General features: G+C 68.6%; 22 protein-coding genes. 11 read left to right on the forward strand and 11 right to left on the reverse strand.

What is annotated here, in order from left to right:
* Positions 1-66: 66 nt before the first annotated feature.
* The 7 genes from BR31_RS0120585 (at position 67) to BR31_RS0120615 (ending at position 7,553) form a co-directional block, all read left to right on the forward strand.
* The gene (locus BR31_RS0120585) at positions 67-1,032 is read left to right on the forward strand and encodes a pirin family protein (RefSeq protein ID WP_027502625.1); all 966 of its coding nucleotides are present in this window, start codon (positions 67-69) and stop codon (positions 1,030-1,032) included.
* Between the two features lie 2 nt (positions 1,033-1,034).
* A complete protein-coding gene (locus BR31_RS0120590) occupies positions 1,035-1,781 on the forward strand; it encodes a pirin family protein (RefSeq protein ID WP_027502626.1) in 747 nt (248 codons plus the stop codon).
* A 194-nt stretch (positions 1,782-1,975) separates the two neighbouring features.
* Positions 1,976-2,749 (forward strand): pirin family protein, encoded by a 774-nt coding sequence (locus BR31_RS0120595; RefSeq protein WP_027502627.1) that lies wholly within the window; start codon positions 1,976-1,978, stop codon positions 2,747-2,749.
* A 70-nt stretch (positions 2,750-2,819) separates the two neighbouring features.
* Complete coding sequence (locus BR31_RS0120600; protein WP_027502628.1) at positions 2,820-3,725, forward strand: PaaI family thioesterase; 906 nt, start codon at positions 2,820-2,822, stop codon at positions 3,723-3,725.
* Positions 3,726-3,823: 98 nt separating this feature from the next.
* Positions 3,824-4,471, forward strand: coding sequence for a hypothetical protein (locus tag BR31_RS0120605; protein ID WP_027502629.1), 648 nt, complete (start codon positions 3,824-3,826; stop codon positions 4,469-4,471).
* A gap of 99 nt (positions 4,472-4,570) precedes the next feature.
* A complete protein-coding gene (locus BR31_RS0120610; protein ID WP_027502630.1) occupies positions 4,571-5,506 on the forward strand; it encodes a peptidase associated/transthyretin-like domain-containing protein in 936 nt (311 codons plus the stop codon).
* 82 nt (positions 5,507-5,588) lie between these two features.
* The gene (locus tag BR31_RS0120615; RefSeq protein ID WP_027502631.1) at positions 5,589-7,553 is read left to right on the forward strand and encodes a M13 family metallopeptidase; all 1,965 of its coding nucleotides are present in this window, start codon (positions 5,589-5,591) and stop codon (positions 7,551-7,553) included.
* A 25-nt stretch (positions 7,554-7,578) separates the two neighbouring features.
* Here BR31_RS0120615 and BR31_RS29540 read toward each other — a convergent pair whose 3' ends face one another.
* Positions 7,579-8,952 carry a DUF2252 domain-containing protein gene (locus BR31_RS29540; RefSeq protein ID WP_051637617.1) on the reverse strand — a complete coding sequence of 458 codons (1,374 nt, stop codon included), beginning with the start codon at positions 8,950-8,952 and terminating at the stop codon, positions 7,579-7,581.
* Positions 8,953-8,972: 20 nt separating this feature from the next.
* The gene (locus BR31_RS0120625; protein ID WP_037177538.1) at positions 8,973-10,736 is read right to left on the reverse strand and encodes an ABC transporter ATP-binding protein; all 1,764 of its coding nucleotides are present in this window, start codon (positions 10,734-10,736) and stop codon (positions 8,973-8,975) included.
* A 79-nt stretch (positions 10,737-10,815) separates the two neighbouring features.
* Between BR31_RS0120625 and BR31_RS29545 the strand changes: the two genes are divergently transcribed.
* Positions 10,816-11,394: a TetR/AcrR family transcriptional regulator gene (locus tag BR31_RS29545; protein ID WP_037177541.1), complete on the forward strand. Its 579-nt coding sequence runs from the start codon at positions 10,816-10,818 to the stop codon at positions 11,392-11,394.
* A gap of 73 nt (positions 11,395-11,467) precedes the next feature.
* Here BR31_RS29545 and BR31_RS0120635 read toward each other — a convergent pair whose 3' ends face one another.
* The 7 genes from BR31_RS0120635 to BR31_RS0120665 form a co-directional block, all read right to left on the reverse strand.
* Positions 11,468-12,397 carry a L,D-transpeptidase gene (locus tag BR31_RS0120635; RefSeq protein ID WP_027502633.1) on the reverse strand — a complete coding sequence of 310 codons (930 nt, stop codon included), beginning with the start codon at positions 12,395-12,397 and terminating at the stop codon, positions 11,468-11,470.
* A 217-nt stretch (positions 12,398-12,614) separates the two neighbouring features.
* Complete coding sequence (locus tag BR31_RS0120640; protein ID WP_037177544.1) at positions 12,615-13,826, reverse strand: serine hydrolase domain-containing protein; 1,212 nt, start codon at positions 13,824-13,826, stop codon at positions 12,615-12,617.
* A 5-nt stretch (positions 13,827-13,831) separates the two neighbouring features.
* The gene (locus BR31_RS0120645) at positions 13,832-14,419 is read right to left on the reverse strand and encodes an HdeD family acid-resistance protein (protein ID WP_027502635.1); all 588 of its coding nucleotides are present in this window, start codon (positions 14,417-14,419) and stop codon (positions 13,832-13,834) included.
* Positions 14,420-14,513: 94 nt separating this feature from the next.
* Positions 14,514-15,560: a non-homologous end-joining DNA ligase gene (ligD, locus tag BR31_RS0120650; RefSeq protein ID WP_027502636.1), complete on the reverse strand. Its 1,047-nt coding sequence runs from the start codon at positions 15,558-15,560 to the stop codon at positions 14,514-14,516.
* Positions 15,560-16,606: an ATP-dependent DNA ligase gene (locus BR31_RS0120655; protein WP_027502637.1), complete on the reverse strand. Its 1,047-nt coding sequence runs from the start codon at positions 16,604-16,606 to the stop codon at positions 15,560-15,562. The genes ligD and BR31_RS0120655 overlap by 1 nt, the downstream gene beginning before the upstream one ends.
* 74 nt (positions 16,607-16,680) lie before the next feature.
* Positions 16,681-17,448: an alpha/beta fold hydrolase gene (locus BR31_RS0120660; protein ID WP_081830612.1), complete on the reverse strand. Its 768-nt coding sequence runs from the start codon at positions 17,446-17,448 to the stop codon at positions 16,681-16,683.
* 108 nt (positions 17,449-17,556) lie between these two features.
* On the reverse strand, positions 17,557-17,769 hold the full coding sequence (locus BR31_RS0120665) for a dodecin (RefSeq protein WP_027502639.1): 213 nt from the start codon (positions 17,767-17,769) through the stop codon (positions 17,557-17,559).
* Between the two features lie 132 nt (positions 17,770-17,901).
* Between BR31_RS0120665 and lppU the strand changes: the two genes are divergently transcribed.
* Positions 17,902-18,474 (forward strand): LppU family putative lipoprotein, encoded by a 573-nt coding sequence (gene lppU / locus BR31_RS0120670; RefSeq protein WP_027502640.1) that lies wholly within the window; start codon positions 17,902-17,904, stop codon positions 18,472-18,474.
* Positions 18,475-18,480: 6 nt separating this feature from the next.
* Here the strand turns inward: lppU and BR31_RS0120675 are convergent, their stop codons facing one another.
* Positions 18,481-19,629 carry a magnesium and cobalt transport protein CorA gene (locus BR31_RS0120675; protein WP_027502641.1) on the reverse strand — a complete coding sequence of 383 codons (1,149 nt, stop codon included), beginning with the start codon at positions 19,627-19,629 and terminating at the stop codon, positions 18,481-18,483.
* Positions 19,630-19,973: 344 nt separating this feature from the next.
* Between BR31_RS0120675 and BR31_RS30735 the strand changes: the two genes are divergently transcribed.
* Positions 19,974-20,867, forward strand: a complete 894-nt coding sequence (locus BR31_RS30735; RefSeq protein WP_051637618.1) for an Ig-like domain-containing protein — start codon at positions 19,974-19,976, stop codon at positions 20,865-20,867.
* Between the two features lie 270 nt (positions 20,868-21,137).
* Here BR31_RS30735 and BR31_RS31635 read toward each other — a convergent pair whose 3' ends face one another.
* A complete protein-coding gene (locus BR31_RS31635; protein WP_156042562.1) occupies positions 21,138-22,190 on the reverse strand; it encodes a hypothetical protein in 1,053 nt (350 codons plus the stop codon).
* A 35-nt stretch (positions 22,191-22,225) separates the two neighbouring features.
* Between BR31_RS31635 and BR31_RS32310 the strand changes: the two genes are divergently transcribed.
* Positions 22,226-22,487: hypothetical protein (locus BR31_RS32310; protein ID WP_027502644.1), on the forward strand; the 262-nt coding region annotated here is incomplete at its 3' end.

Below are 22,487 nucleotides of genomic sequence, written 5' to 3' on the forward strand. Positions count from 1 at the left end.
GCCCCGCGGGTGTTGAGTCAGATGCACTAGTTGAACAGTCAACTAACTGACCCGGAGGAGCGCCCCATGCCCGCCGTGACCGTCGACAACATCCTCGCCCTGCCGCGCATCACCGAGACCGCGTCCGACTCCGCGCCGCGGCCGGTGCTGGCCGTGACCACCGCCCCCGTCGGCTACGAGGGCGAGGGCTTCCCGGTGCGCCGCGCGTTCGCGGGCGTGGACATGAAGCATCTCGACCCGTTCATCCACATGGACCAGATGGGCGAGGTGGACTACGCGCCGGGCGAGCCCAAGGGCACCCCGTGGCATCCGCACCGCGGCTTCGAGACCGTCACCTACATGATCGACGGGATCATGGAACACCAGGACTCCAACGGTGGTGGCGGCACGATCGGCGGCGGCGACACCCAGTGGATGACGGCTGGCGGCGGCATCCTGCACATCGAGACCCCGCCCGAACACCTCGTGGTCAGCGGGGGCCTGTTCCACGGCGTCCAGCTGTGGGTGAACCTGCCTCGCGACAACAAGATGGCGGCTCCCCGCTACCAGGACATCACCGGCAACAAGGTCGCGCTGCTGTCCTCGCCGGACGGCGGCGCCCTTGTCCGCGTCATCGCGGGCGAGGTCGACGGCCACCAGGGCCCCGGCTCCACTTACACCCCGATCAGCCTGGTGCACGCGACCATCGCGCCGGGGGCCCGACTGACCCTGCCGTGGAACCCCGAGTTCAACGCGCTCGCGTACGTCCTCGCGGGCGAGGGCACGGTCGGGGCCGAGCGCAGACCGGTCCGGATGGGCCAGACCACCGTGTTCGGTCGCGGCGACACGCTGACCGTCGCGGCCGCGGACACCCAGGACTCCCGAACCGAGTCCCTCGAGGTCTTCATCCTCGGCGGCAAGCCGATCCGCGAGCCCGTCGCGATGGCCGGACCGTTCGTGATGAACACCAAGGCGGAGGTCATCCAGGCGTTCGAGGACTTCCAGGCAGGCCGGCTGGGTTCGATCCCCGCCACCCACGAGACCCTGGCGTAGCGATGCCGACGGTGGCGGTCCGACGCGCGACCGACCGCGCGCACCAGAACTATGGCTGGCTCGACTCCTGGCAGAGCTTCCCCTTCGCGGGCAACTTCGACCTGGCCGCGAACGCGCACGGGCTGCTGGTGGTCAACAACGAGGACATCGTCGATGTCGGGTCCGGATTCGACATGCACCAGCACCGGGACGCGGAGATCGTCACCTGGGTGCTCAGCGGATCCCTGGTCCACCAGGACTCCGAGGGGCACTCGGGGGTGGTCCACCCCGGACTCGCGCAGCGGATGAGCGCGGGCCGCGGCATCATGCACTCCGAGCGCAACGACCGCTGGCGGGCCGACGGGAGCCGGGGCACCGAGCCGGTGCACGTGGTGCAGATGTGGATCCCGCCGGACGAGTACGGCATCGAGCCGAGCTACCAGGAACTGCCGATCGACGCGGAACTCGACAGCGGCCGGTTGGTCACGGTGGCGTCGGGACTGCCCCGGCACCGCGATCACGCCGCGATCGGCCTGAACAACCGGCACGCGGGGCTGCACGCCGCCAGATTGCAAACTGGACAGTCGGTAACAGTGCCGGACGCGCCGTACGTTCACGTGTTCGTCGCGCGCGGATCCGGCGATGTCGAGGGATTCGGACGCCTCGACCAGGGTGATTCCTTGCGGCTCACCGGGATCGGCGGCCAGCGGTACACCGCGGCCGAACCCACGGAGCTGCTGATCTGGGAGATGCATGCCGCACTCAGATGAGCCCGCGAGGATGCGCTCGGATCAGCTTTGCCAGCAACGCTTTTCGCCAGGCGAGGACACGACCGACGGCCCGGTTCGCGCACACGGAACCGGGTCCGTCGTGCAACGGTCCCGCATCGGAGCCGACAACTGTGCACCGCGTCCTTGACGCCCTCGTACTCTGGAATCTCTAAGCACCACAAAGGAGGACGCCCATGACGGCACCCACCACACCGCACGTCGACATCCACCGCGCGGGCGATCGGATGAAGACCCGGATCTCCTGGCTCGATTCGAAGCACTCCTTCTCGTTCGGGCAGCACTACGACCCGGACAACACCCATCACGGCGTACTGATGGTCAACAACGACGACATCGTGATGCCGGGCCAGGGCTTCGACACCCATCCACACCGGGACATGGAGATCGTCACCTGGGTGCTGCGGGGATCGCTGGTGCATCAGGACTCGATCGGGCATTCCGGCGTCATCTACCCGGGCCTGGCCCAGCGGATGAGCGCGGGCACCGGCATCCTGCACTCGGAGAAGAACGACTCCTGGCGGCTGGCCGGATCCGAGCACGACGAGCATGCCGAGCCGGTTCGATTCATCCAGATGTGGGTGCTGCCCGACGAGCCGGGCATCAGCCCCGGCTACGAGCAGCTCGAGATCGACGACGAGCTGATGCGCGGCGGGCTCGTGCCGGTCGCCTCCGGCATGCCCGCACACCGGAACCAGTCGGCCATCACGATCGCGAACCGGGGCGCGGCACTGCATGTCGCGCGACTGCAGCCGGGCGGCTCGGTACAGCTCCCCGAGGCCCCCTACCTGCATCTTTTCGTGGCCCAGGGCGAGGTGTCGTTGGAGGGCGCCGGAATCCTGTCCGAGGGTGACGCGGTCCGGCTCACCGCGTCGGGGGGACAGCGGTTGTCCGCCGACGCCCCGGCCGAGGTGCTGGTCTGGGAGATGCACAGCCGCCTCGGCGGCTGAGGCTCCTCCCGACGGCCGCTGACCGGGACCGCACCGCGGGCAGTGCGGGCCCCGATGATAGAGAAGAGGCATGACCACCACGGAGAACCAGCGGCTCGACCGGCTCAACGAGCTGATGGGTGTGCAGTCCGTCGAACTCGCCCCCGGCCTGATCCGGCTCCGCCAGGAGGTCGGCCCTCGGTTCCACGACCATCGCGGCCGTACGGTCCTCGGATCGATCGGGGTGCTGGCCGACAACGTGCCCGGCCGCGCGATCGGCAACGCGGTACCCGAGGGAACCCAGGTCGTGTTGTCGCAGGTGGTGGCCGCTATGGCGGGCCCGCTGCCCGCGACCGGCACCATCGATGCAACGGGCAACGCGGTCCGGATCGACAGCGCGGCCGGCATCGGCCTTTCCACCGGCGACATGCGCGGACCGGACGGCGAGGTGCTCGTGGCGCTGCAGTCCCGCGGGATGGTGGTCACCCGAGAGGCCGCCAACGCCGAGGCCGTACTCCGGGGCGACGCCCTGCCCGTCGAGGCCGCCGAACCGGTCGCGGACGCCGCCGAGCTCGCCGACCGCACCGGGCTGGCGATCGTCGAGGACATCGCGCGGGGCGCGCTGGCGCGTGGCCCGCTCGCCGGACTGCTGGGCATGGGGCTACCCGAGGTCGCCCGGGGACTGGTGGTCGGCGAGTTCGCTCCACGGGACTGGATGAGCAACCCGCTCGGGTCCATTCAGGGCGGGGTGCTGATCTCCGCGGCGGACCTGGTCATGGGCCTGGCCGCGCAGACCCTCACCGCGCCCGGCCAGGGCTACGAGCCGCTCGACCTGAGGATCGACTTCGTCCGTTCCCCCGCGGCCGACGGCCCACCGATCCGCGCCGAGGCCGAGGTCCTTCGGGCCGGACGCCGGCTGGCCCTGATCGAGTCGCGTCTCGTCGATCCCTCCGGACGCCTGCTCGCGCGGGCGGCCGCCAGCGTCCAGCTGCGCTGAGCGCGGTCGCGGCAATACCGTCTATCGGACCTCCGACGCGACTACGCTGCGGGTGGCGTGACTTTTCCGGTGCCCATGGGTGAATCCGAGGAGAGACGATGACGAATCAGCCGCCGAACCCGCCGGAGGGGACCCCGCCGCCGGAAGACCAGCAGCCGGAAGGCCGGCAACCGCCGTACCCGGGTCCTCCGCAGGGCGCAGGCCCCCAGTATCCCGGTCAGCAGCCGTACCCCGGCCAGCCGTACCAGGGTCAGCCATACCCCGGGCAGCAGTACCAAGGCCAGCCGTATCCAGGTCAGCAATACCCCGGACAGCCGTATGCGGCGCAGCCCTATCCCGGCCAGCCGCCCGCGCAGCCCCGCAACGGCGCGGGCATCACCGCACTCGTCCTCGGCATCTTCTCGGTGCTGACCGTCTGGACCATCGTGGGCGGCATCCTCCTCGGAGCCGTCGCGATCATCGTCGGTCTCGTCGGCCGTTCGCTGTACAAGAAGAGACAGGCCACCAACGGCGGGGTGTCCCTGGCCGGCATCCTGCTCGGCCTCGCCGGGCTGATCATCTCGATCGTGCTGGTCGTGGTCGGGATCGGCCTGTTCAACAAGCTCGGAGGCAGGGACTTCGCCGAGTGCATGGCCGATGCCGGCAACAACCGGGCCGCCCAGCAGCGTTGCGAGGACGAGTTCCGGAGCAACCTCGAGGACAAGTTCTCGGTGACGTTCGAGGCCCCGACCATGGCCCCGCGCTGATCGCGCCCGGCGCCCAGACACCTCGGAGCCCGCTGCCAGGGTCCTCACAGCCGCCAGGTCGACGATGGTGAAAACCATCCACACCGAGCGGAGATCAACGTGAACGAGGACATCGCGCGCAGCCGCGCCCGCGTCAGCCGACGGCGAGCGCTGGCCATGGGCGGGACAGTGGGACTCAGCGGCCTGATCGCGGCCTGCGCGGGCAACGGCGCCGGCGGGACCGCGACGAGCGCCTCCCCATCCACCACCGGCACGGCGGTCGCCGCGAGCGACGATGTGGCCGCCCTGCTCGCCAGGGCCCCCCAGTGCGTCACGACCACCGAGGAGACGCAGGGCCCGTACTGGTTCGACGTCGACTCGATCCGCAACGACCTGCGTGAGGACCGGCCCGGCGCCACCCTCGACCTGGCGATCCGGGTGCAGGATCTGCAGAAGTGCACCCCCGACGGCTCGGCAGGCGGGGTCGCCAACGCCGTGGTGGAGATCTGGCACTGCGACGCGGGCGGGGTGTACTCGGGCTTCGAGTCCGGGTCCATGGGAGCCAACGGCGCCCCGCCGGCGGGCGGCGGGGGTCAGCCCCCTACGGGCGGCCCGCCGCCGGGTGGCCCGCCTCCTGGCGGCGGCAGCGGGGGCGGGCCAGGAGCATCCGGATCCGGCGAGACCTCCGACGGTTCGTACAGTGTCGGCGACGCCGAGTCGACCACCACCGACGACGGCACCTACCTGCGCGGCGCGCAGACCACCGACGCCGACGGCATCGCGAGGTTCACCACGATCTTCCCCGGCTGGTACCGGGGCCGCACCACACACATCCACCTCAAGGTGCACATGGACAAGGCCACCGTGCTCACCTCGCAGCTCTACTTCGAGGAGGAGCTCATCGACGAGGTGTACGCGTCGGCGCCCTACAACGCGCACACCGGGCGGGAGAACAACGTCGACAACGCCACCGACGGCATCTTCGATGCGTCCGGCATGGTGACGGCCGTCAGGGCAGCCGACAGATATCTCGGCGCCATCAACATCGGGGTTTAGCGCTGCGCGCCCGTGTGCGCGTTTCACCCCTACCGGGGTACAACTCACGCACGGTCTGCGGCGTCGCGGTAGAAATAGAGGCATGACGACGCCCGCTTCCGGAATCGACCTCACCCACCTCGACCAGGGCATCCGCGCGCAGGACGACCTGTTCGTCCACGTCAACGGCAAATGGCTCGACGACTACGTGATCCCCGCCGACCGAGCGGTGGACGGCGCCTTCCGCACGCTCTACGACCAGGCCGAGGTCGACGTGCGGGCGATCATCACCGAGGCCGCGGAGACCCGCGGCGCGGAGGGCACCGACCCGCAGCGGATCGGCGACCTCTACAGCTCGTTCATGGACGCCGACGCCGTCGAGCGGGCCGGGCTGGAGCCGATCGTGGGCGAGCTCGCCGCGGTCGACGCGGTGAGCGATCTCTCCGCGCTCGCGCGCCTGCTCGGCGAGTTGCAGCGCACCGGCGTCTCCGGGGCGATCGGCAACTACGTCGACACCGACGCCAAGGACTCCTCGCGCTATCTCGTACACCTGACCCAGTCCGGGATCGGGCTGCCCGACGAGTCCTACTACCGCGAGGATTCCTACGCCGAGACCCGCGCGGCCTATCTCGAGCACGTGCAGAAGATGCTCACCCTCGCAGGCAGGCCCGACCCCGCAGCCGACGCCCAGACGATCCTCGACCTGGAGACCCAGATCGCCGCAGGCCACTGGGACGTGGTGCGCAGGCGCGATGCCGAACTCAGCTACAACCTGGTCACCCTGGCCGACCTGTCCACCGAGAATGCCGGATTCGACTGGACCGCTTGGGTGTCCGGCCTCGGCGGTTCGCCGGAGACCTTCGCGGAGCTGGTGGTCCGCCAGCCCAGCTTCCTGACCTCGCTGACCGCACTCTGGACGCAGCGTCCGCTCGCCGACTGGAAGGCGTGGGCGGCATGGAAGGTGATCCACTCGCGGGCCCAGTACCTGACCGCAGACCTGGTCGCGGAGGATTTCGCGTTCTATGGCACCACCCTGTCCGGCACCGAGGAGAACCGGGAACGCTGGAAGCGCGGCGTCTCCCTGGTGCAGGACCTGCTCGGCGAGTCCGTCGGCAAGCTCTACGTCGAGCGGCATTTCCCGGCCGAGGCAAAGGCCCGGATGCAGGAACTGGTCGCGAACCTGCAGGAGGCGTACCGCCGCAACATCTCCGAGCTGGAATGGATGAGCCCGGACACCCGGAGCGCGGCGTTGGCCAAATTGGAGAAGTTCACTCCCAAGATCGGCTATCCCGACAAGTGGCGGGACTATTCCGGGCTGTCGATCTCGGCGGACGATCTGGTCGGCAACTACCGTCGCGGGTACGCCGCCGATCACGACCGTGACCTGGCGAAGCTCGGCGGGCCGGTCGATCGCGACGAGTGGTTCATGACCCCCCAGACGGTCAACGCCTATTACAACCCGGGCATGAACGAGATCGTCTTCCCCGCAGCGATTCTGCAACCGCCGTTCTTCGACGCCGCGGCGGACGACGCGGCGAACTACGGCGGGATCGGCGCGGTCATCGGACACGAGATCGGGCACGGCTTCGACGATCAGGGCGCCAAGTACGACGGTGACGGCAACATGGTCGACTGGTGGACGGACAGCGACCGCACCGAGTTCGGCAAGCGCACCAAGGCGCTGATCGAGCAGTACAACGAGCTCGAGCCGAAGGCATTGCCTGGCCACAAGGTCAACGGCGAGTTCACCATCGGCGAGAACATCGGCGATCTCGGCGGCCTGTCCATCGCCGTCGAGGCGTACCGGATCGCACTGGACGGCAAGGACTCTCCCGCCATCGACGGGCTCACGGGCCTGCAGCGCGTCTTCTTCGGCTGGGCGCAGGTGTGGCGGACCAAGGCCAGGAACGAAGAGGCCATCCGCCGCCTCGCCGTCGATCCGCACTCGCCGCCGGAATTCCGCTGCAACGCAGTGGTGCGCAATCTCGACAGCTTCCACGAGGCGTTCGACGTCACCCCAGGCGACGCGCTCTACCTCGAACCCGAGCGCCGCGTCCGCATCTGGTGAGACGAGCGGCGCCGTGGTCGTGCACTCATCGAGTCGCCCGACTACGGCGCTGCTTCACCTGCTCGTAGTCCAGCCGGTTCTGCTCACCGTAGGCCACCGCGAACGCCGCGATCGCCTCATCGAAAACGGTTCCGTTGCCCAGATATCCGGCGATCGCGGCCGGATCACCGGTGCGGGCGTGCGCTCTGGCCAGCGCGATCGCGCACAACCGTGCGTAGGCCCGTAGACCGGGTGGATCCATCGCGGCGATGCTGAATGAGCCCTTCTTGTCCCGCAACTGCCGGACGTAGAAGTCCCGGCCGAACGAACCGGGGCCGCTGAACCATCCGAGGAACGGATCGCTCGCGCCCTGGATCAACCGCTGCCCCTCGACCACCCGTCTGCCCTGGTCGCGGTGGGCCGAACCAGCGACGTACGGCGCGAGCACCGACGGCTGCGCCTCCTTGATCTGCAGGAACAGCGGGTCCTGTGCACTCTCCCCGACGAACAGCGCCATGAAGCCGAGCATGCCGACGGATCCGACCCCTACCACCTTGCTGGCGATGTCCTGGAAGCGATAGCGGGCCACCAGTTCCCGCCGGCCCCCCGCCAGTGTGCCGAGATAGCGCTCGAAGGAACCCCTCAGCAGATCCGTCACCTCCGCATGCCGCTCGTGTGGCAGCCGGGTGATCAGCGGCGGCTCCTCCTTGATCAGGAACCGGCCGTTCTCGTTCCTGGCGAACCGCTTGAGCGAGCCGAGCTCAGTTCGCCGCTCCGCCTTGGCCATCACGGCCTCGGCCGCCCCGATCTGACGGGCGGTGATCTGATCCCGCAGCCCGGCCAGCATCGCGTCCGCCTCGATCCGGAGATACCAGACGTCCAGCGCGGGCATCTGCGCCGCGTGGTGGATCGTCTCCCGGTATGCGGCGCCCACGATCATCGCCGCGGCACGCGCGTCCGATGCGCTGTGACCGTTCGTGGACGCGGCCACCAGCACCGAGGTCGCGAGCCGCTTGAGGTCCCATTCGAAGGGCCCGCGGTGCACCTCGTCGAAGTCACTGAGGTCGAACACGAGCCGGCGGTCCGGGCCGGCGAACAGCCCGAAGTTCGCGAGGTGGGCATCCCCGCTCGCCATCACCGTCAGCTCTGTGCGAGCGCAGTGCGCCAGATCCCACGCCATGATGGCGGCCGAGCCACGCAGGAAAGTGAACGGCGAGAGCAGCATTCGCTCGAATCTGAGCGGAACCAGTTCCGGAATCCGATTCGCGTTCTGCCGGTCGAGGATCGACACCGGATCGGGCCGATACGAGGAGGGTGCCCACGAACCGTGCGCCCCGCGCGGGATCCGGGCACGCAGATGCTTGCCTCGCCGCCGGCGTTCGGCGGCGGGCTCAGACGTGTCGAAGGCTGCGACGGCCACCGTCCGAGCCTACCGGCGCCCTATACGGCGATCTGGAGGTCGACCCCGATTCGCAACGCGGTGACCAGTTCCCGGTAGAGCTCGTCCGATTCCAGCAGCTCGAGGTGGGTGCCGCGTGCCCGGATCCGCCCGTGTTCCATCACCAGGATGGTGTCGGCGTCGATCACGGTCGAGAGCCGGTGCGCGATGGTCACCACCGAACCGGTCTGCGACAGCTCCCGGATCATGTCGTGGATGGCGGCCTCGGTCCGGCCGTCCACCTGCGCCGTGGCCTCGTCGAGGAGCAACACGTCCGGGCGCCGAACGATGGCCCGCGCCAGCGCGATTCGCTGCCGCTGTCCACCCGAGACATTGGTGGCGGACAGGTCGCTGTCGAGCCCGTTGGGGAGCTCACGCACGGTCTCGTCGAGGTGCACCGCACGCAACGCCGCCCACACCTCCTCCTCGGTGGCCCCCTGGTGGGTGAACAGCAGGTTCGACCGAATCGTGCCGGGCACGATGGGCGTCTCCTGCTCTACGTACGCCAGCCGGGAGCGCACCTGGTCGAACGGCAGCTCCGAGTAGGGCACGCCGTCCAGCAGGATCTCGCCGCTCTCAGGGTGGAGGAACCGCAGCAACAACGAGAACAGCGTGGTCTTACCCGCACCGGACGGACCGACGATGGCGGTATGTCCGCGCGCCGGGATCTGGGCGCTGACCCCGCGCACGGACGGCTCGGTGCCGGGGGCGTACCGGGCGACGACGTCGACCAGCTCGAGCACCGGCACGTCCGGGGACGGCCGAAGCGGCTGGACCTCGACGGCGGCGTGCTCTTCGATCTCCATGTCCTGCACCTCGCGGATCCTGCTCGCCGCGGCGATCCCGGACTGGACGAGCGCGATATTCTGCGCCATCGAGGCGACAGGAGCGGTCAGCAGGAAGGCGTACAGCAGGAAGGCCACCAGCGCGGAGACCGCGAGCGCCCCCGAGCTCACCCGGTACGCGCCGAAGGCGAGAATTCCGATGATCGCGAGCTGCATCCCGCCGCCTGCGATGATCCAGACCAGGGCGGTGACCCGGGCCGCCCGGACGCTGTGCACCTGCGAGTCCTTCGCGTCGATGATGATCCGCTCGGCCTCGCGGGCCTCCGCGCGGCTCGACTTGACCGTCCGGATCGCGCGCAGCGCCCCCTCGAGCACACCGCCGAGCCGCCCGACCGATTCCTGCGCTTGCCGCTGCGACTTCGCGAGCTGCGGCATGAGAAGGAGGGCAAGGACACCGACGACCAGGAGCGACGCCACGGTTGCCCCGAACAGGACGAGGTCGAGCATCGCCATCAGGACGAGGGTGCCGATGATGCTGACGGCGCCGTTGAACAGTTCGACCAGGCTGGACGAGGTCGCCTCCCGGAGCAGAACGGTGTCCGAGGTGACCCGGGTGACCAGTTCGCCCGACGGCCGCGCCGTCAGGCTGCCGACCGTGGCACGGAAGTACCTGCGCACGATGGATTCCCGTGCGTCGTAGACCACGCGCGCGGCCAGTGTGCCGAGCAGGATCCATTGGAAGTACCCGACGACGCCGGTGACGACGAGCACGCCGAGGAGCGTGAGAACGGGCGTGAGCATCGAGCCGTCGCTGCTGAGCGTGTCCAGCATGTACTTGATGATCATCGGCGTCGCCAGGCCCGCGGCGGTGACGATGATCCCCAGGACCATGCCCAGCCCGAGCATCTTCCGGTGCGGGCGAATGTAGGACCACAACAGCCGCACGTGCGGCCAGCTCACAGACGCCTGAGAATCACTCATGTCCACCAGTGGAACATTCACGTCCCATTTCTGTCAATGACAGTTCCATTTGGGAACAATCCACTGCTACCGTGAGGGCATGTCGACCGAGACCGTCCACGAATCGGGCACCAAGGCGCGCACCCGCCGCGCCATCCTCGACGCGGCCGTCGACGTGCTCGGCAAGAACTCGGCCGCATCACTCAGTGAGATCGCCGCGGAGGCCGAGGTGGGCCGCAGCACCCTGCACCGCTACTACCCGGAGCGCATCGATCTGATCCGTGCCCTCGGCGAGGATGCCCTGGACAAGCTCGGCGCGGCACTGGAACGGTCCCGGCCCACCGAGGGACCCGCGGACGCGGCGCTGCGCCGGATGAGCCACGAGTGCTTCGACCTCGGCCCCCTGCTCTCGCTCATCTTCGGCGACCCGCAGGCGCTGTCGAACTCGGCGTTCTGGGAGGGCCTCGGCGCGGTCGATGCACCGTTGCTCGCCCTGATCGAACGCGGCCAGGCCGACGGCACCTTCTCCTCGGCGCTCAAGATCCGCTGGATCCGCCGGATGCTCTGGTGGTGCCTGCTCACCGGGTGGGAGAGCTTCAACACCGAGGGTTACTCACGTACCGACGCGATCGAGTCCATCGACCTGACGGTCGCCCGTATCACCGATCCCGGCCGGTAGCCGGGCCCCATACGAACGATGCGCGCACGATCACCGGGTGATCGTGCGCGCATCGCGGGCGGTGCGGATTCAGCTACCGGTTCCAGTCCCCCAGCCCATCGGAGCCGTCGAGCGTCCCGCCGCTGGTGTTCGTCACGATCACCGGGTCGCCCTTCTTCGCGTTCTCGAAGAACCACTTGCCGTCTTCGGTGCTCACGTTCAGGCAGCCGTGGCTCGTGTTGGTACTGCCCTGCTGGTTCACCGACCACGGCGCGGCGTGCACGAAGATTCCGCTGTTGGAGATGCGGGTCGCGTACTCGACGTAGGTCCGGTAGCCCTCCGGCGCGTCGATCGGGACACCGTAGGTGGACGAGTCCATGTACATGTCGCGCAGCTGCTCGCCGACGATGTAGGTGCCGTTCGGGGTCTCGTGGCCGGTCTTGCCCATCGAGGTCGGCATCGTCTTGACCACCTCACCGTTGCGGGTGATGGTGATCTCCTTGGTGTTGTCGTCGGCGGTGGCCACCAGTGCGTCGCCGATGTGGAAGGCGGAGCGCGCCGCGCCCGCCTCGACCACGACATCGGTGCCCGCAGGCCAGAACTCGGTCGGCCGCCACCGCACCTGGCTGTTGTTGATCCAGTAGAAGGACCCCTCGACCTTCGGGCTGCTGCTGATCTTGATGGCCCGCTCCGCGGTGGCGCGGTCGTCGATGGCCTCGTCGAACCGGATGATGATGGGCTGCGCGACGCCGACCACCTCGCCCTCGGACGGGTTCAGGCTCGGCGCGGAGAAGTTGGCAGGCCCCACCTGCGGCTCCACCGGAGCCGGCGGCGCGAGGGGCGCAGCGGGCGCCGGTAGGCCGGGGAGCGTGGGCAGCGCGATGTCGGGGCCCCCGGGGAACAGCGGTACCGCCTGCGCGGGAACGACCAGCGCCGTACCTGCGGCCGCGGCACCGATCAGGGCCGTCGCGACCCGATTCGCCCAGCGCCGACGACTGGTGCTCCCGGTCTCGTTCTTGCGCATTCAAGTCCCATCATCCGACTGCAGAAGAAATCTGCGAATCCCGCATTAGCAGGCTTCGCCGTTTCCAGTAGACACAACAGGTTCGCCGTTGGCCAGGTGCCACTGCGCCCAGACAGCCCGTCGCACGGCTCCGTCCCAGGTCGCACGGCTGCCGACCCCGGTAGGTGATCCGCCTCTCAGCCAGGCGGATCACCGCATCCAGCGGCCCGGCGGTGCACTAGCGACCGCGCACCGTCTTCTGCGCCACCGCGCCGAGCCGGGCCAAGCGCAGGTCGCCGAGCGCGGTCATCGCGTTGCCCATCCGGTTGGTGACGAAACCGAGGGCGAGGCCGGTCTCCGGGTCCGCATACGCCCCCGACCCCCCGACCCCGTAGTGGCCGAACGCGGCCCTTGGCTGGGACCGGTTCGCGACGAACACCGGGTGATAGCCGAGCCGCCAGTTGACCCTGGCGCCGAGCACGTAGTCGCGTCCAAAGGTCTGCACCTCGCCCATCCGTTCGATGGTGTCGGAGGAGAGGAAGCGCTTGCCGTCGATGACGCCGTCGTTCGCGATCGCCGCGTACATCTTCGCGAGTGCACGCGAGGTGAACACGCCGTTCCAGCCCGGCATCACCGCGTCGTGCACGATCGGGTCGCGAACCAGCTCGTCGAAGCCCTCCGGCATGCCCGCCTCCGCGAGTCCGTTGAACGGGCGCAGCCGCGTCATCACCGAGGAGGCCACGCCCCAGGACACCGCGCCTGGGCTGAGGTGCGGGAACAGCTTCGCGATCCGATGCCGGTGCTCGGGCGGCACCCGGTACCAGAACTCCTCGACACCGAGCGGCTCCGCGATCTCGGTGCGCACCACCTCGGTGAAGCTGCGTCCGGTCACCCGCGCCACCGTCTCGGCGACGATCCATCCGTAGGTGACCGCGTGGTACCCGGGACCGCTGAGCCGGCGCGGGTCCGGCCGCGCCGCGGCGAGCGCGGCGACCACGCGGTCGTAGTCGAGGAGCCCGGTCTTGCCCGGGACCAGGCCCCGGACCCGGTGCAGGCCCGCCCGGTGGGTGAGCATGTCCCGGATCGTGATCCGCTCCTTGCCCGCCGAGGCGAACTCCGGCCAGTAGGTCGCCACCGGTTCGTCGTAGTCGACGACACCGCGGTCGGCCAGCCGGTGCAGCACGGTGCTGGCGACCCCCTTGCCGGTGGAGAAGGACAACGCGACGGTGTCGCGCCGCCAGCGACGGTCACGGTCCGCCCAACCAGCCCAGATGTCGAGCACCAGTTCGCCGTTCACATAGGCGGTCAGCGCTCCGCCGCCGTTGTTCGGCTGTCGGTACATCGCGAAGAACCGATCGGCCAACGGCAGGAACCCGGCGTCGACGTGCATCTCGGTCGGTGCGCTCCCGTCGCCAACGGGCGGACGGGAGCGCACGCCACGCCTACTCATGGCGGTCAGACCACTCCCGCGCGCTTGGCGGCGGAGCGGAGCTGGAATGCACCGGCCACGAACACGATTCCGAAGATGATGGCGAAGAAGCCGACCAGCCAGACGAGGCTACTGACGCCCTCGACGGGGAAGATGACCAGCAGCAGCCCGAACAGGACCGCGAGGATGCCCGCGACCAGGAGCCACACCCACTGTCCGCCCACGGATTTCACCTTGAACGAGCCCATGATCTCGAGGATGCCGACCAGGATCGCCCAGAAACCGATCACGTACACGGCAACCAGCACGGTGACCTCGGGCCACGCGAATGCCACGACACCGGCGGCCACGGACACGATGCCGCCGATCAGCCACCACACCCAGCCGGTGACGATCTTGCGCGCCTGGATCGACCGGACCACCTCGACGAGGCCGTCGACGATGGCATACACACCGAACACGACCACCATCGCCCACACGGTCACGCCCGGCCAGACCAGCGCGACGATGCCGAAGAGGACGGCGAAGATGCCGCGGATGAGCAGCAGCCACCAGATGTCCTTGCCGATCTGCAGCATTGCCTCGTTGCTGTCAACGATAGGGTTCTCCGTCATCGCATCCTCCGATGCTCGTGGCTTGCCTGAACAGCTGATTCGGAGCCTAATACCTCGTGCGCGAAGTCTCGCGACGATTCAAGCCGGCGTGACGCTACTTCCGGTCCCTGTCCTTGCTCGGCTGCACCCGCTTCGGTTCGCCCGGCATTTTCGGGTACTGCGGCGGATACGGCATGTCGCCCAGCCCGTTCGCCGCGTCCCGCTCCGCCATCTCCAGCAGCGCGTCCAGCGAGTATGCGACGTCATCGATCCGGGCCGCCGGGTCTCCGCGCCTGCCCACCAGCTCGGGCACGGTGGCGATGGTGAAGTCGTCCGGCTCGACATCCGGCAGTTCCGCCCAGGTGACCGGGGTCGACACCGTCGCCCGAGGGGTCTTGCGGACCGAATAGGCCGACGCGACGGTCTTGTCCCTGGCCGTCTGGTTGAAGTCGATGAAGATCCGTTCGCCCCGTTCCTCTTTCCACCACGCGGTGGTCACGCGTGCCGGGTCGCGGCGCTCGATCTCCCTGGCGATCGCGATGGCCGCGCGGCGCACCTCGATGAAGTCCCAGCGCGGTTCGATCCGGACGTAGACGTGGATCCCGCGGCCGCCGGAGGTCTTCGGGAACCCGACCAGCCCCAGTTCGTCGAGCAGCGGCGCGACGATGTCCACCGCGACGGCCCTGGCCTCCTCGAACCCGGTGCCCGGCTGGGGATCCAGGTCGATACGCAGCTCGTCGGGTCGGTCCGGGTCGGTACACCGCACCGGCCACGGATGAAAGGTCACGTTGCCCATCTGTGCCGCCCAGACGATGTCGGCGGCGTGCCGCACCCGCAGCGCGTCGGCCGTGCGGCCGTTGGGGTTGGTGACCGTGCAGGTGTCCAGATACTCGGGGCGCTTGGCGGGCAGTCGCTTCTGGTAGATCTCCTCGCCCTCGATGCCGTCCGGGAAGCGCTGCAGGTGGGTGGGCCGGTCCCGGAGGGCGGTCATGATCCCGGACCGCCCGCCGTCGAAGAGGGCGATGGTCCGGTAGTACTCGACCAGGTCACGCTTGCTGCCACCCTCGGCGCCGAGCTGCGGGAAGTAGATCTTGTCGGGACTCGAGAGCCGGACCGCGATGCCGTCCACGTCCAGTTCCATGGCCGGAGCCTTCGCCGCCATCAGTCCTCCCCCGCCAGCACGTCGCTCAGGTCGTAGCGCACCGGGACCTCCAGTTGCTCGTAGGTGCATTCCCGCGCCTCACGGTCCGGGCGCCAGCGCAGGAACCGCGCGGCGTGCCGCAGGCGGTCGCCCTCCATCTGGTCGTAGGCCACCTCCACCACCAGCTCGGGACGCAGTGGCACCCACTGGCGGTCCTTGCCGGCCGACCACCGGCTGGCCTCGCCGTCGTACACCAGGTCCTCGCCCTCGCGGTAGGGCTGCAGCAGCTCGAGCATCTCGATCCGCTTGGCCGCGGTGAACGCGGAGGCCCCGCCGATCATGTGCAGCGCGTCGCCGTCGTAGAGACCCAGCAGCATGGATCCGATACCCGGCTGGCTCTTGTGTGGCCGGTACCCGATCACCACGCAATCCGCGGTCCGCGCATGTTTGACCTTGATCATCTCGCGCTTGTTCGGAAGATAGTGCCCGGCAAGCTTCTTCGCGACCACGCCGTCGAGCCCGGCGCCCTCGAAGGCATGGAACCACTCTTCGGCGAGCCCGGCGTCGGTGGTGGCGGTGGTGACGTGGCAGGACGGTCCGCCGCCGACATGGTCGAGCAGGATGTCGCGACGCTCGCCGAACGGCCGCTTCGTCAGGTCGTCGTCCCCCAGCGCGAGCATGTCGAATCCGATCAGCTGCGACGGCGTCTGCTCGGCCAGCAGGCTGACCCGACTCTCGGCCGGGTGGATCCGTTCCGACAACGCCTCCCAGTCCAGCCGGGTGCGGCCGTCGACCTCGCGCGGCACCACCAGCTCCCCGTCGAGCACGCAACGGACGGGCAGCTCGGTCCGCACCGCCTCGATCATCTCGGGAAAGTAGCGGCCAAGGTCCTTTCCGCTACGGGAGCTCAGGACCACCTCGTCGCCGTCGCGAAAGACGATGGCGCGGAATCCGTCCCATTTCGGCTCGTAGGACCACACCGGCTCCTCGCCGTCGGGCTGCGTCGGGACCGCAGCGGCGGCCTTCGCCAGCATCGGTTGCAGGGGCGGGGTCAGCGGCAGCTCCACGCACCCATACTTGCGCACCGGGCCGGTATTGGCGAGGGAACTCGCCCTGGCCGCCGCCGATCCTCCGAGAGTGGTCATGCGCCGCGCGCCCGTCGGATCGGCGCCATCGTCGGCACCGGTTCGGTGGTCAGGAAGTCCAGGATGATCCGGTTGCAGAGTTCGGGTTTCTCCACCAGCAGGCCGTGCGAGGTGCCCGGCACCACCGCCAGCTCGGCCTCGGGCAGGCCGCGGTACAGCGCGAGCGCGTGCTCGATGGTCACCTCGTCGTCGTCGCCGACCATCACCAGTGTCCGGCCGGTGACCCGCCGCAGGTCGTGCGCGGTCAGCGTCGGCTCCTCGAGGTGCATCCGGTTCAGCTTCCCGGCCACCACCTGGTAGTGCCCGGCACCGTCCGGCGACACCTCGGCGTACATGTCCGCGAGGAAGGCGGGCGACGGCTGATCCGCATCCACGACCCCCGGCGCCCAGCCGTCCCGGTGGAAGACGCCCGCGACACAGACCAACCGCCGGACCAGGTCGGGCCTGCGCAGGGCCACCAGCAGGGCCACGGTGGCGCCGTCACTGCAGCCGAGCAGATCGACAGGCGCGCCAGGAACCGATTCGAGGAACGCGATGGTGTCCTCGGCCATCAGGTCGAAGGTGATGGGACCTGGCGCGTCGGGCGTGTGTCCGTGACCCCGACGCTCGGGGGTGAACAGGCGAAACCGGCGGGCCAACCCGTCGATATTCGACCCGAAGGCGCGCGCATCGACACCACCCGGGTGCAGGAGCACGAGCGGCTCGCCCTCGCCGTGCTCGTCGTACCAGGTGTTCAGGTCCCCCAGCCGCACATAACCCGCCACCGCCGGCCTCCCTCTGATGTCATGGTCACGGCACTGCCGTGGACAGCATTGCCGTAACTATGACCCCGCGGGGAGCCGGAACTCATCGGTCGGCGCGCGGGCACCCGCTCATTCGGCGTCGAGCCGGAACCCGAGTTTGAGGGTCACCTGGACGTGCCCGATGGCGCCGTCCACGATGTGCCCCCTGGTGCCAACCACTTCGAACCACTCGAGATTGCGGACGGTCGAACTCGCTCGGGCCACGGCCTGCGCGATGGCGTCGTCGATCCCCTTGCTCGAGGAACCCACGACCTCGGTGACGCTGTAGACGTGATCGCTCATCGGTCTTCCTCACTCGTCGGTGACGGAAACTCCCCGACCAGCGTATGGCGGCCCCACCGGCGGCGGGAGGGTTTCCCGGGCCCCGCCGGGACGACCTACGGCCGGACCGGCGCCGGGTGCTCTAATTGCCGTATGACGAACAACCGCCTCAGGCGCGGACTCGCCGCCGCGGGACTGACGATCGCCGCCCTCTCGCTCGGTGCCTGCGGCAGCGAGGTCACCGGTCGGGCGATACCCGAGGCAGGCAGCGTCGCGTCCGACACCCTCTTGCCGGATGTACCGAAGGCGGACGCCGGGGGCAGCGTCGACATCGACGTCGAGATCGGCGAGTGCGTCGAGCTGAGCGGCACCGTCGACGACGCGAACGTGGTGAAGGCCCCCTGCGGCAGGGCCCCGGCGAACTACAAGGTGATCGGGAAGGCGCCGACCAACGCACAGTGTGTGAGCGACGCCGACTCCTATTACTACGAGACCCTGATGGGTAACGAGCAGGGCGCGCTCTGCCTCGACATCGACTGGGTGGTCGGCGGGTGCATGGAGCTGGCCGACGATCAGCCCACCCACATCGACTGCGCGGCCCCCTCCCGAGAGGGCGTCCGGGTAGCGGAGATCATCACCGACGTCACCGACGTCGAGAAGTGCTCCACCCCAAGTGGATTCGTCTACGACGAGCGCAGGTTCGCGGTCTGCACGGACGACCTGTAGCCGCTGCTAGAGCCAGCCGCGGCGTTTGAAGATCGTGTACAGGGTGATACAGGTGAGCGCCATCATCAGCAGCGCCATCGGATATCCGCCCACCCAGTGCAGTTCCGGCATGCTGTCGAAGTTCATGCCGTAGACGGTGCCGATCAGGGTGGGGGCGAACAGGATTGCCGCCCACGCGGATACCTTCTTGATCTCCTCGTTCTGCGCATAGCTGGCCTGGGTGAGCGCCGACATCTCCTCGTTCTGGGTCTGCGACACCAGGGTCGCGTTCACCGTGAGGATGTTGCCGAGCAGCTGCCGGAAACCGTCCGCTCGCTCGACCACCGTGGTGGCGTGGTCGGTGACATCGCGCAGGTACTTCTGCAGTTCCTCGTCGGTGTTGTACTTCTCGAAGCCGGCGGACAGCCCACGCAGCATGTCGAGCAGCGGCTTGGTGGCGCGCTGGAACTCGATGACCTCGCGGGAGAGTTCGTAGATGCGCCGCGACACCTTCGGGTCGCCGCTGAAGACCTCTGTCTCGATCTCGTCGATGTCGTTCTGCAGTCCGGCGACGACAGGCGCGTACCCGTCGACCACCGCGTCCAGGATCGCGTAGAGCACCGCCTCCGGGCCGAGCTTGAGCAGCTCCGGGTCGTTCTCCATTCGTCTGCGCACCGCGGACAGGTCCGGCGATTCGCTGTGCCGCACCGTGATCACGAACGTCGGGCCGCAGAAGACGTGCAGTTCGCCGAAGTCGACCCGCTCGGACTCGTCCAGGTAACGGGCGGCGCGCAGCACCACGAACAGGGTGTCGCCGTAGCGCTCGAGCTTGGGTCGCTGATGCGCGACGATGGCGTCCTCGACCGCCAGCTCGTGCAGCCCGAACTGCTTGGCGGCGGCCTGGAGCTGTTCCTCGTCCGGCCGGTACATCCCGATCCACGCCATGGACGTCTCATCCGGCAGGCTGCGCAGCGCCTCGGCCAGGCTGGCGGGGGTCTCGATCCGGGCGCCGTCGCGGTAGACCGCGCTGTTGACCACGCTCGCCTCCACCGGCATCACCGCCGGGGTCGGCGGCGTCGGGTGCGGGGCCATCGAATGCTCGGGGACGATCAGATCGCTCGAGGGGTTGGCGGATCGGCTGGGAAGCAGCGGACGGAAGGGTCGCTTTTCACGCATGAGGGCGGCTTTCGCATGAGTCGGATGCACGGACGCGTGCCGCGGACTGGAGCGGCGCGAGTGTGATCGGAGAAGTCGCCTGGCGTGGGCAGGGGTGCCCGACGGGGGCTAGCGGCGACTTCGGTAGGTACTCGGAGGTTGGCTCTTCACGGCAAGCCACACCTCCTCTTCCCTCGACTCTTTCGGACCCCGATACCTTACTCCCCCGAGCGAGCCCTCGGTACACGTCGCCATTTCGGCCCACCCCGGACGGCACGACGTGCACACTTGTCCTGCGTTCGGCGGACAAGATTGTTTAACCGAAACTGAACGCTTGGGTCACACGCCCCGTTAGGCTCCGCGCCATGACGACAACCATCAGCGCATCCGGCGGCCTCAAGCGGCTGACCACTGCCTTTGGCGGCGCGATTCTTGCACTGTTTCTGGCAGCGTTCGGTGCACTGGTGATGCCCACCGCCGCGCACGCCGACCCCGCTTCCCTGCAGTACTCGGCGGACAACTCGACCTGGGGCGACATGTCCCTGATCCCCGACTTCCAGGGCGAGCTGATCCCCGGCGGCGAACTCACCACCACGTTCTACGCCAAGAACACGACCAGCCAGGGCGGCACCCTGCAGGTGTACCTCGGGAACTGGACGAAGTCCGCCCCGGACATGCAGGCGTACGTGCGCGTGGAGGTCAACGACGCCAGCGGCGCCATCGTGGACCTCACCAACAACCTGGCGGCTCCTGGCACCGAACTCCAGTCGACCCACCTCAGCCCCGGGCAGACCGCCAAGGTGATGCTGGTGGTCGGCATGCCCGCCACCGCAGGCAACGAGTCGCAGAACCAGACGGTCAACCCGGACTTCGCCCTCGACTTCGAGCTCGACGCCGCCGCGGTCGCGACCACCACCACGCTGACCGGACCGGCCACCGCCAACTCCACCACCTCGTTCGAGCTGACCGCGACCGTGGCCCCGGCAGGCGCAACGGGCACCGTCCAGTTCAAGGACAACGGCGCCAGCATCGGTAACCCGGTGCCGCTGACCAACGGTGTCGCGAAGCGCACGCAGATCCTCACCACCGCAGGCGCGCACAGCATCACCGCCGTCTACAACGGCGCCGACGGCTTCATCGCCTCCACCTCCGAGGTCCTCACGGTCACCGTCACCACCACCCCGGTCGAGCCGGGCACCGGCTCCGCCGGATCGTCCTCCGGCTCGCTCGGCGATCTGGGCAGCATCTTCGGCTCGTAATCGACTGCAGCACCACCGGAAACGCCCCCCACCGTAACGGTGGGGGGCGTTTTCGTGTGCGCACTACTTCCGGTACGCCCCCCGCGTCCGGCAAAGCGCGGCAGCACACACGTTCTGGCTCGGTCACACACCCATTCAGACGGCAATGGCTGTGTGATGGCGCGAACGGGCGTGTGGTCGCCCGGTTTCGCCCGGTCCACCGACATCAGTGGCGGAAACACAGAAGGCCGTCGACGGGAACGTCCCGTCGACGGCCTTCCTGTGTGCCTGTTACCCGATCAGTGCCGCGATCTCAGCGGGAACCGCCCCCGACTTCGGGTCGACCGCGGTCTTCGTCCAGCCACCGGACCCGCCGACGCGGTACAGCGCGTCGGACTCGATGATCCACAGCTCGTCCGAGCCGGCGGCCCACTGCACCATGGCCTTCTTGCCCACCGCCGTGCTGAACACCGTTGCCCCGGAGGCGTCGGATACCACAGCCTGGCCGGAACTCACCTGCGCCGCATAGGTTCCCGAGGAGGACTTGTTGGCAATGCTCAGTTCGCCGGACGGGGCAGGGACCGCCTCCTCGACCGCGGGGGCCGCCGTCGTCGTGGTGGCCTGCTCGGCCGACGTGGTCGACGGCGCAGTCGTCGTGGTCGACGGGGCAGTCGTCGTGGTCGACGGGGCCGACGTGGTGGTACCGGACGCCGCCGACGTGGTCGACGACGGTGCCGTCGACGTGGAGGCCGCAGCTGCCGTACCGGTCACCGACGTGGGTGCAGCCGAGGTGCTCGGCTCGGCTTGCCGTGCAGCCATGCGTGACAGTGAATCGCCGGCATCGGGCGCCATCATCGTCTGGGCGCCGTTGGAAACCTTGCCATCGCATTTGATGTTCCAGAGCGTGAAGGCCCAGAGGTTCTCGCCGACCCAGCTGGTACCGGTCTGCCCGTTCCGTACTGAATGCACCTCTATACGGGACGATGAGGCCGTCTCGTAGATATTGTTGTAGGCGCTCACATCGATGGAGACCACGTCACCCTTGTTCGGGGGAATAGTGGGGTTCCATGTGCCGCCCCATGCATTGAACAGTTTGATGTCATATGTGTAGCCCGGCCCGAGGTGCTCCCACTTCAATGTGACCGAGCCGCCGCCGCCGCTGCAGCCCAAATACTTGGGAGCAGGCAAAAAGTCCGCCGACGATCCGAAGGAACTCGCGCCGGCTGCCGTATCGGTGAAGGCGGCGGTCGTCCCCACCGCGGTCGCGCTCAGTGCCGTCAACCCCACCGCACCGAGCGCCATGATCGACCGCCGCGGATCTGGTCGAAAACCCTTGAACTGCATGAGATTTTCCCTAACCCTCATTCCCGGATCACGCCGTGGTTGCGTTGAAGTTGAACGAGGTGTTCACCGTCTGGTTCTGCACCGCCGTCGTCGCAGCCGAATCCAACGTCACCTGGAAACACAACGTCTCGGCACCCGTCGTCGCCGCCAACGGACGCGGAGTGGCGATCAGATTCGCACTACCACCGGACACCAGAGCAACGTTGTTCGCGATCACGGTGCCGCCACTGCACACGGTCCCATTCGAGGTACCCGTCGACACCGTCACCTTCAACAGAGGCGCCAACGCCGACGACG

Source organism: Rhodococcus sp. UNC363MFTsu5.1 (assembly GCF_000686785.1).
Lineage (GTDB): Bacteria > Actinomycetota > Actinomycetes > Mycobacteriales > Mycobacteriaceae > Rhodococcus_G > Rhodococcus_G maanshanensis.

Bases quoted from the DNA above. Each gene is read 5' to 3' on its own strand.
- BR31_RS0120585 (WP_027502625.1), top strand. From the start codon at position 67: ATGCCCGCCGTGACCGTCGACAACATCCTCGCCCTGCCGCGCATCACC.
- BR31_RS0120590 (WP_027502626.1), top strand. From the start codon at position 1,035: ATGCCGACGGTGGCGGTCCGACGCGCGACCGACCGCGCGCACCAGAAC.
- BR31_RS0120595 (WP_027502627.1), top strand. From the start codon at position 1,976: ATGACGGCACCCACCACACCGCACGTCGACATCCACCGCGCGGGCGAT.
- BR31_RS0120600 (WP_027502628.1), top strand. From the start codon at position 2,820: ATGACCACCACGGAGAACCAGCGGCTCGACCGGCTCAACGAGCTGATG.
- BR31_RS0120605 (WP_027502629.1), top strand. From the start codon at position 3,824: ATGACGAATCAGCCGCCGAACCCGCCGGAGGGGACCCCGCCGCCGGAA.
- BR31_RS0120615 (WP_027502631.1), top strand. From the start codon at position 5,589: ATGACGACGCCCGCTTCCGGAATCGACCTCACCCACCTCGACCAGGGC.
- BR31_RS0120625 (WP_037177538.1), bottom strand. From the start codon at position 10,736: ATGAGTGATTCTCAGGCGTCTGTGAGCTGGCCGCACGTGCGGCTGTTG.
- BR31_RS29545 (WP_037177541.1), top strand. From the start codon at position 10,816: ATGTCGACCGAGACCGTCCACGAATCGGGCACCAAGGCGCGCACCCGC.
- BR31_RS0120635 (WP_027502633.1), bottom strand. From the start codon at position 12,397: ATGCGCAAGAACGAGACCGGGAGCACCAGTCGTCGGCGCTGGGCGAAT.
- BR31_RS0120640 (WP_037177544.1), bottom strand. From the start codon at position 13,826: ATGAGTAGGCGTGGCGTGCGCTCCCGTCCGCCCGTTGGCGACGGGAGC.
- BR31_RS0120645 (WP_027502635.1), bottom strand. From the start codon at position 14,419: ATGACGGAGAACCCTATCGTTGACAGCAACGAGGCAATGCTGCAGATC.
- ligD (WP_027502636.1), bottom strand. From the start codon at position 15,560: ATGGCGGCGAAGGCTCCGGCCATGGAACTGGACGTGGACGGCATCGCG.
- BR31_RS0120665 (WP_027502639.1), bottom strand. From the start codon at position 17,769: ATGAGCGATCACGTCTACAGCGTCACCGAGGTCGTGGGTTCCTCGAGC.
- lppU (WP_027502640.1), top strand. From the start codon at position 17,902: ATGACGAACAACCGCCTCAGGCGCGGACTCGCCGCCGCGGGACTGACG.
- BR31_RS0120675 (WP_027502641.1), bottom strand. From the start codon at position 19,629: ATGCGTGAAAAGCGACCCTTCCGTCCGCTGCTTCCCAGCCGATCCGCC.
- BR31_RS30735 (WP_051637618.1), top strand. From the start codon at position 19,974: ATGACGACAACCATCAGCGCATCCGGCGGCCTCAAGCGGCTGACCACT.
- BR31_RS31635 (WP_156042562.1), bottom strand. From the start codon at position 22,190: ATGCAGTTCAAGGGTTTTCGACCAGATCCGCGGCGGTCGATCATGGCG.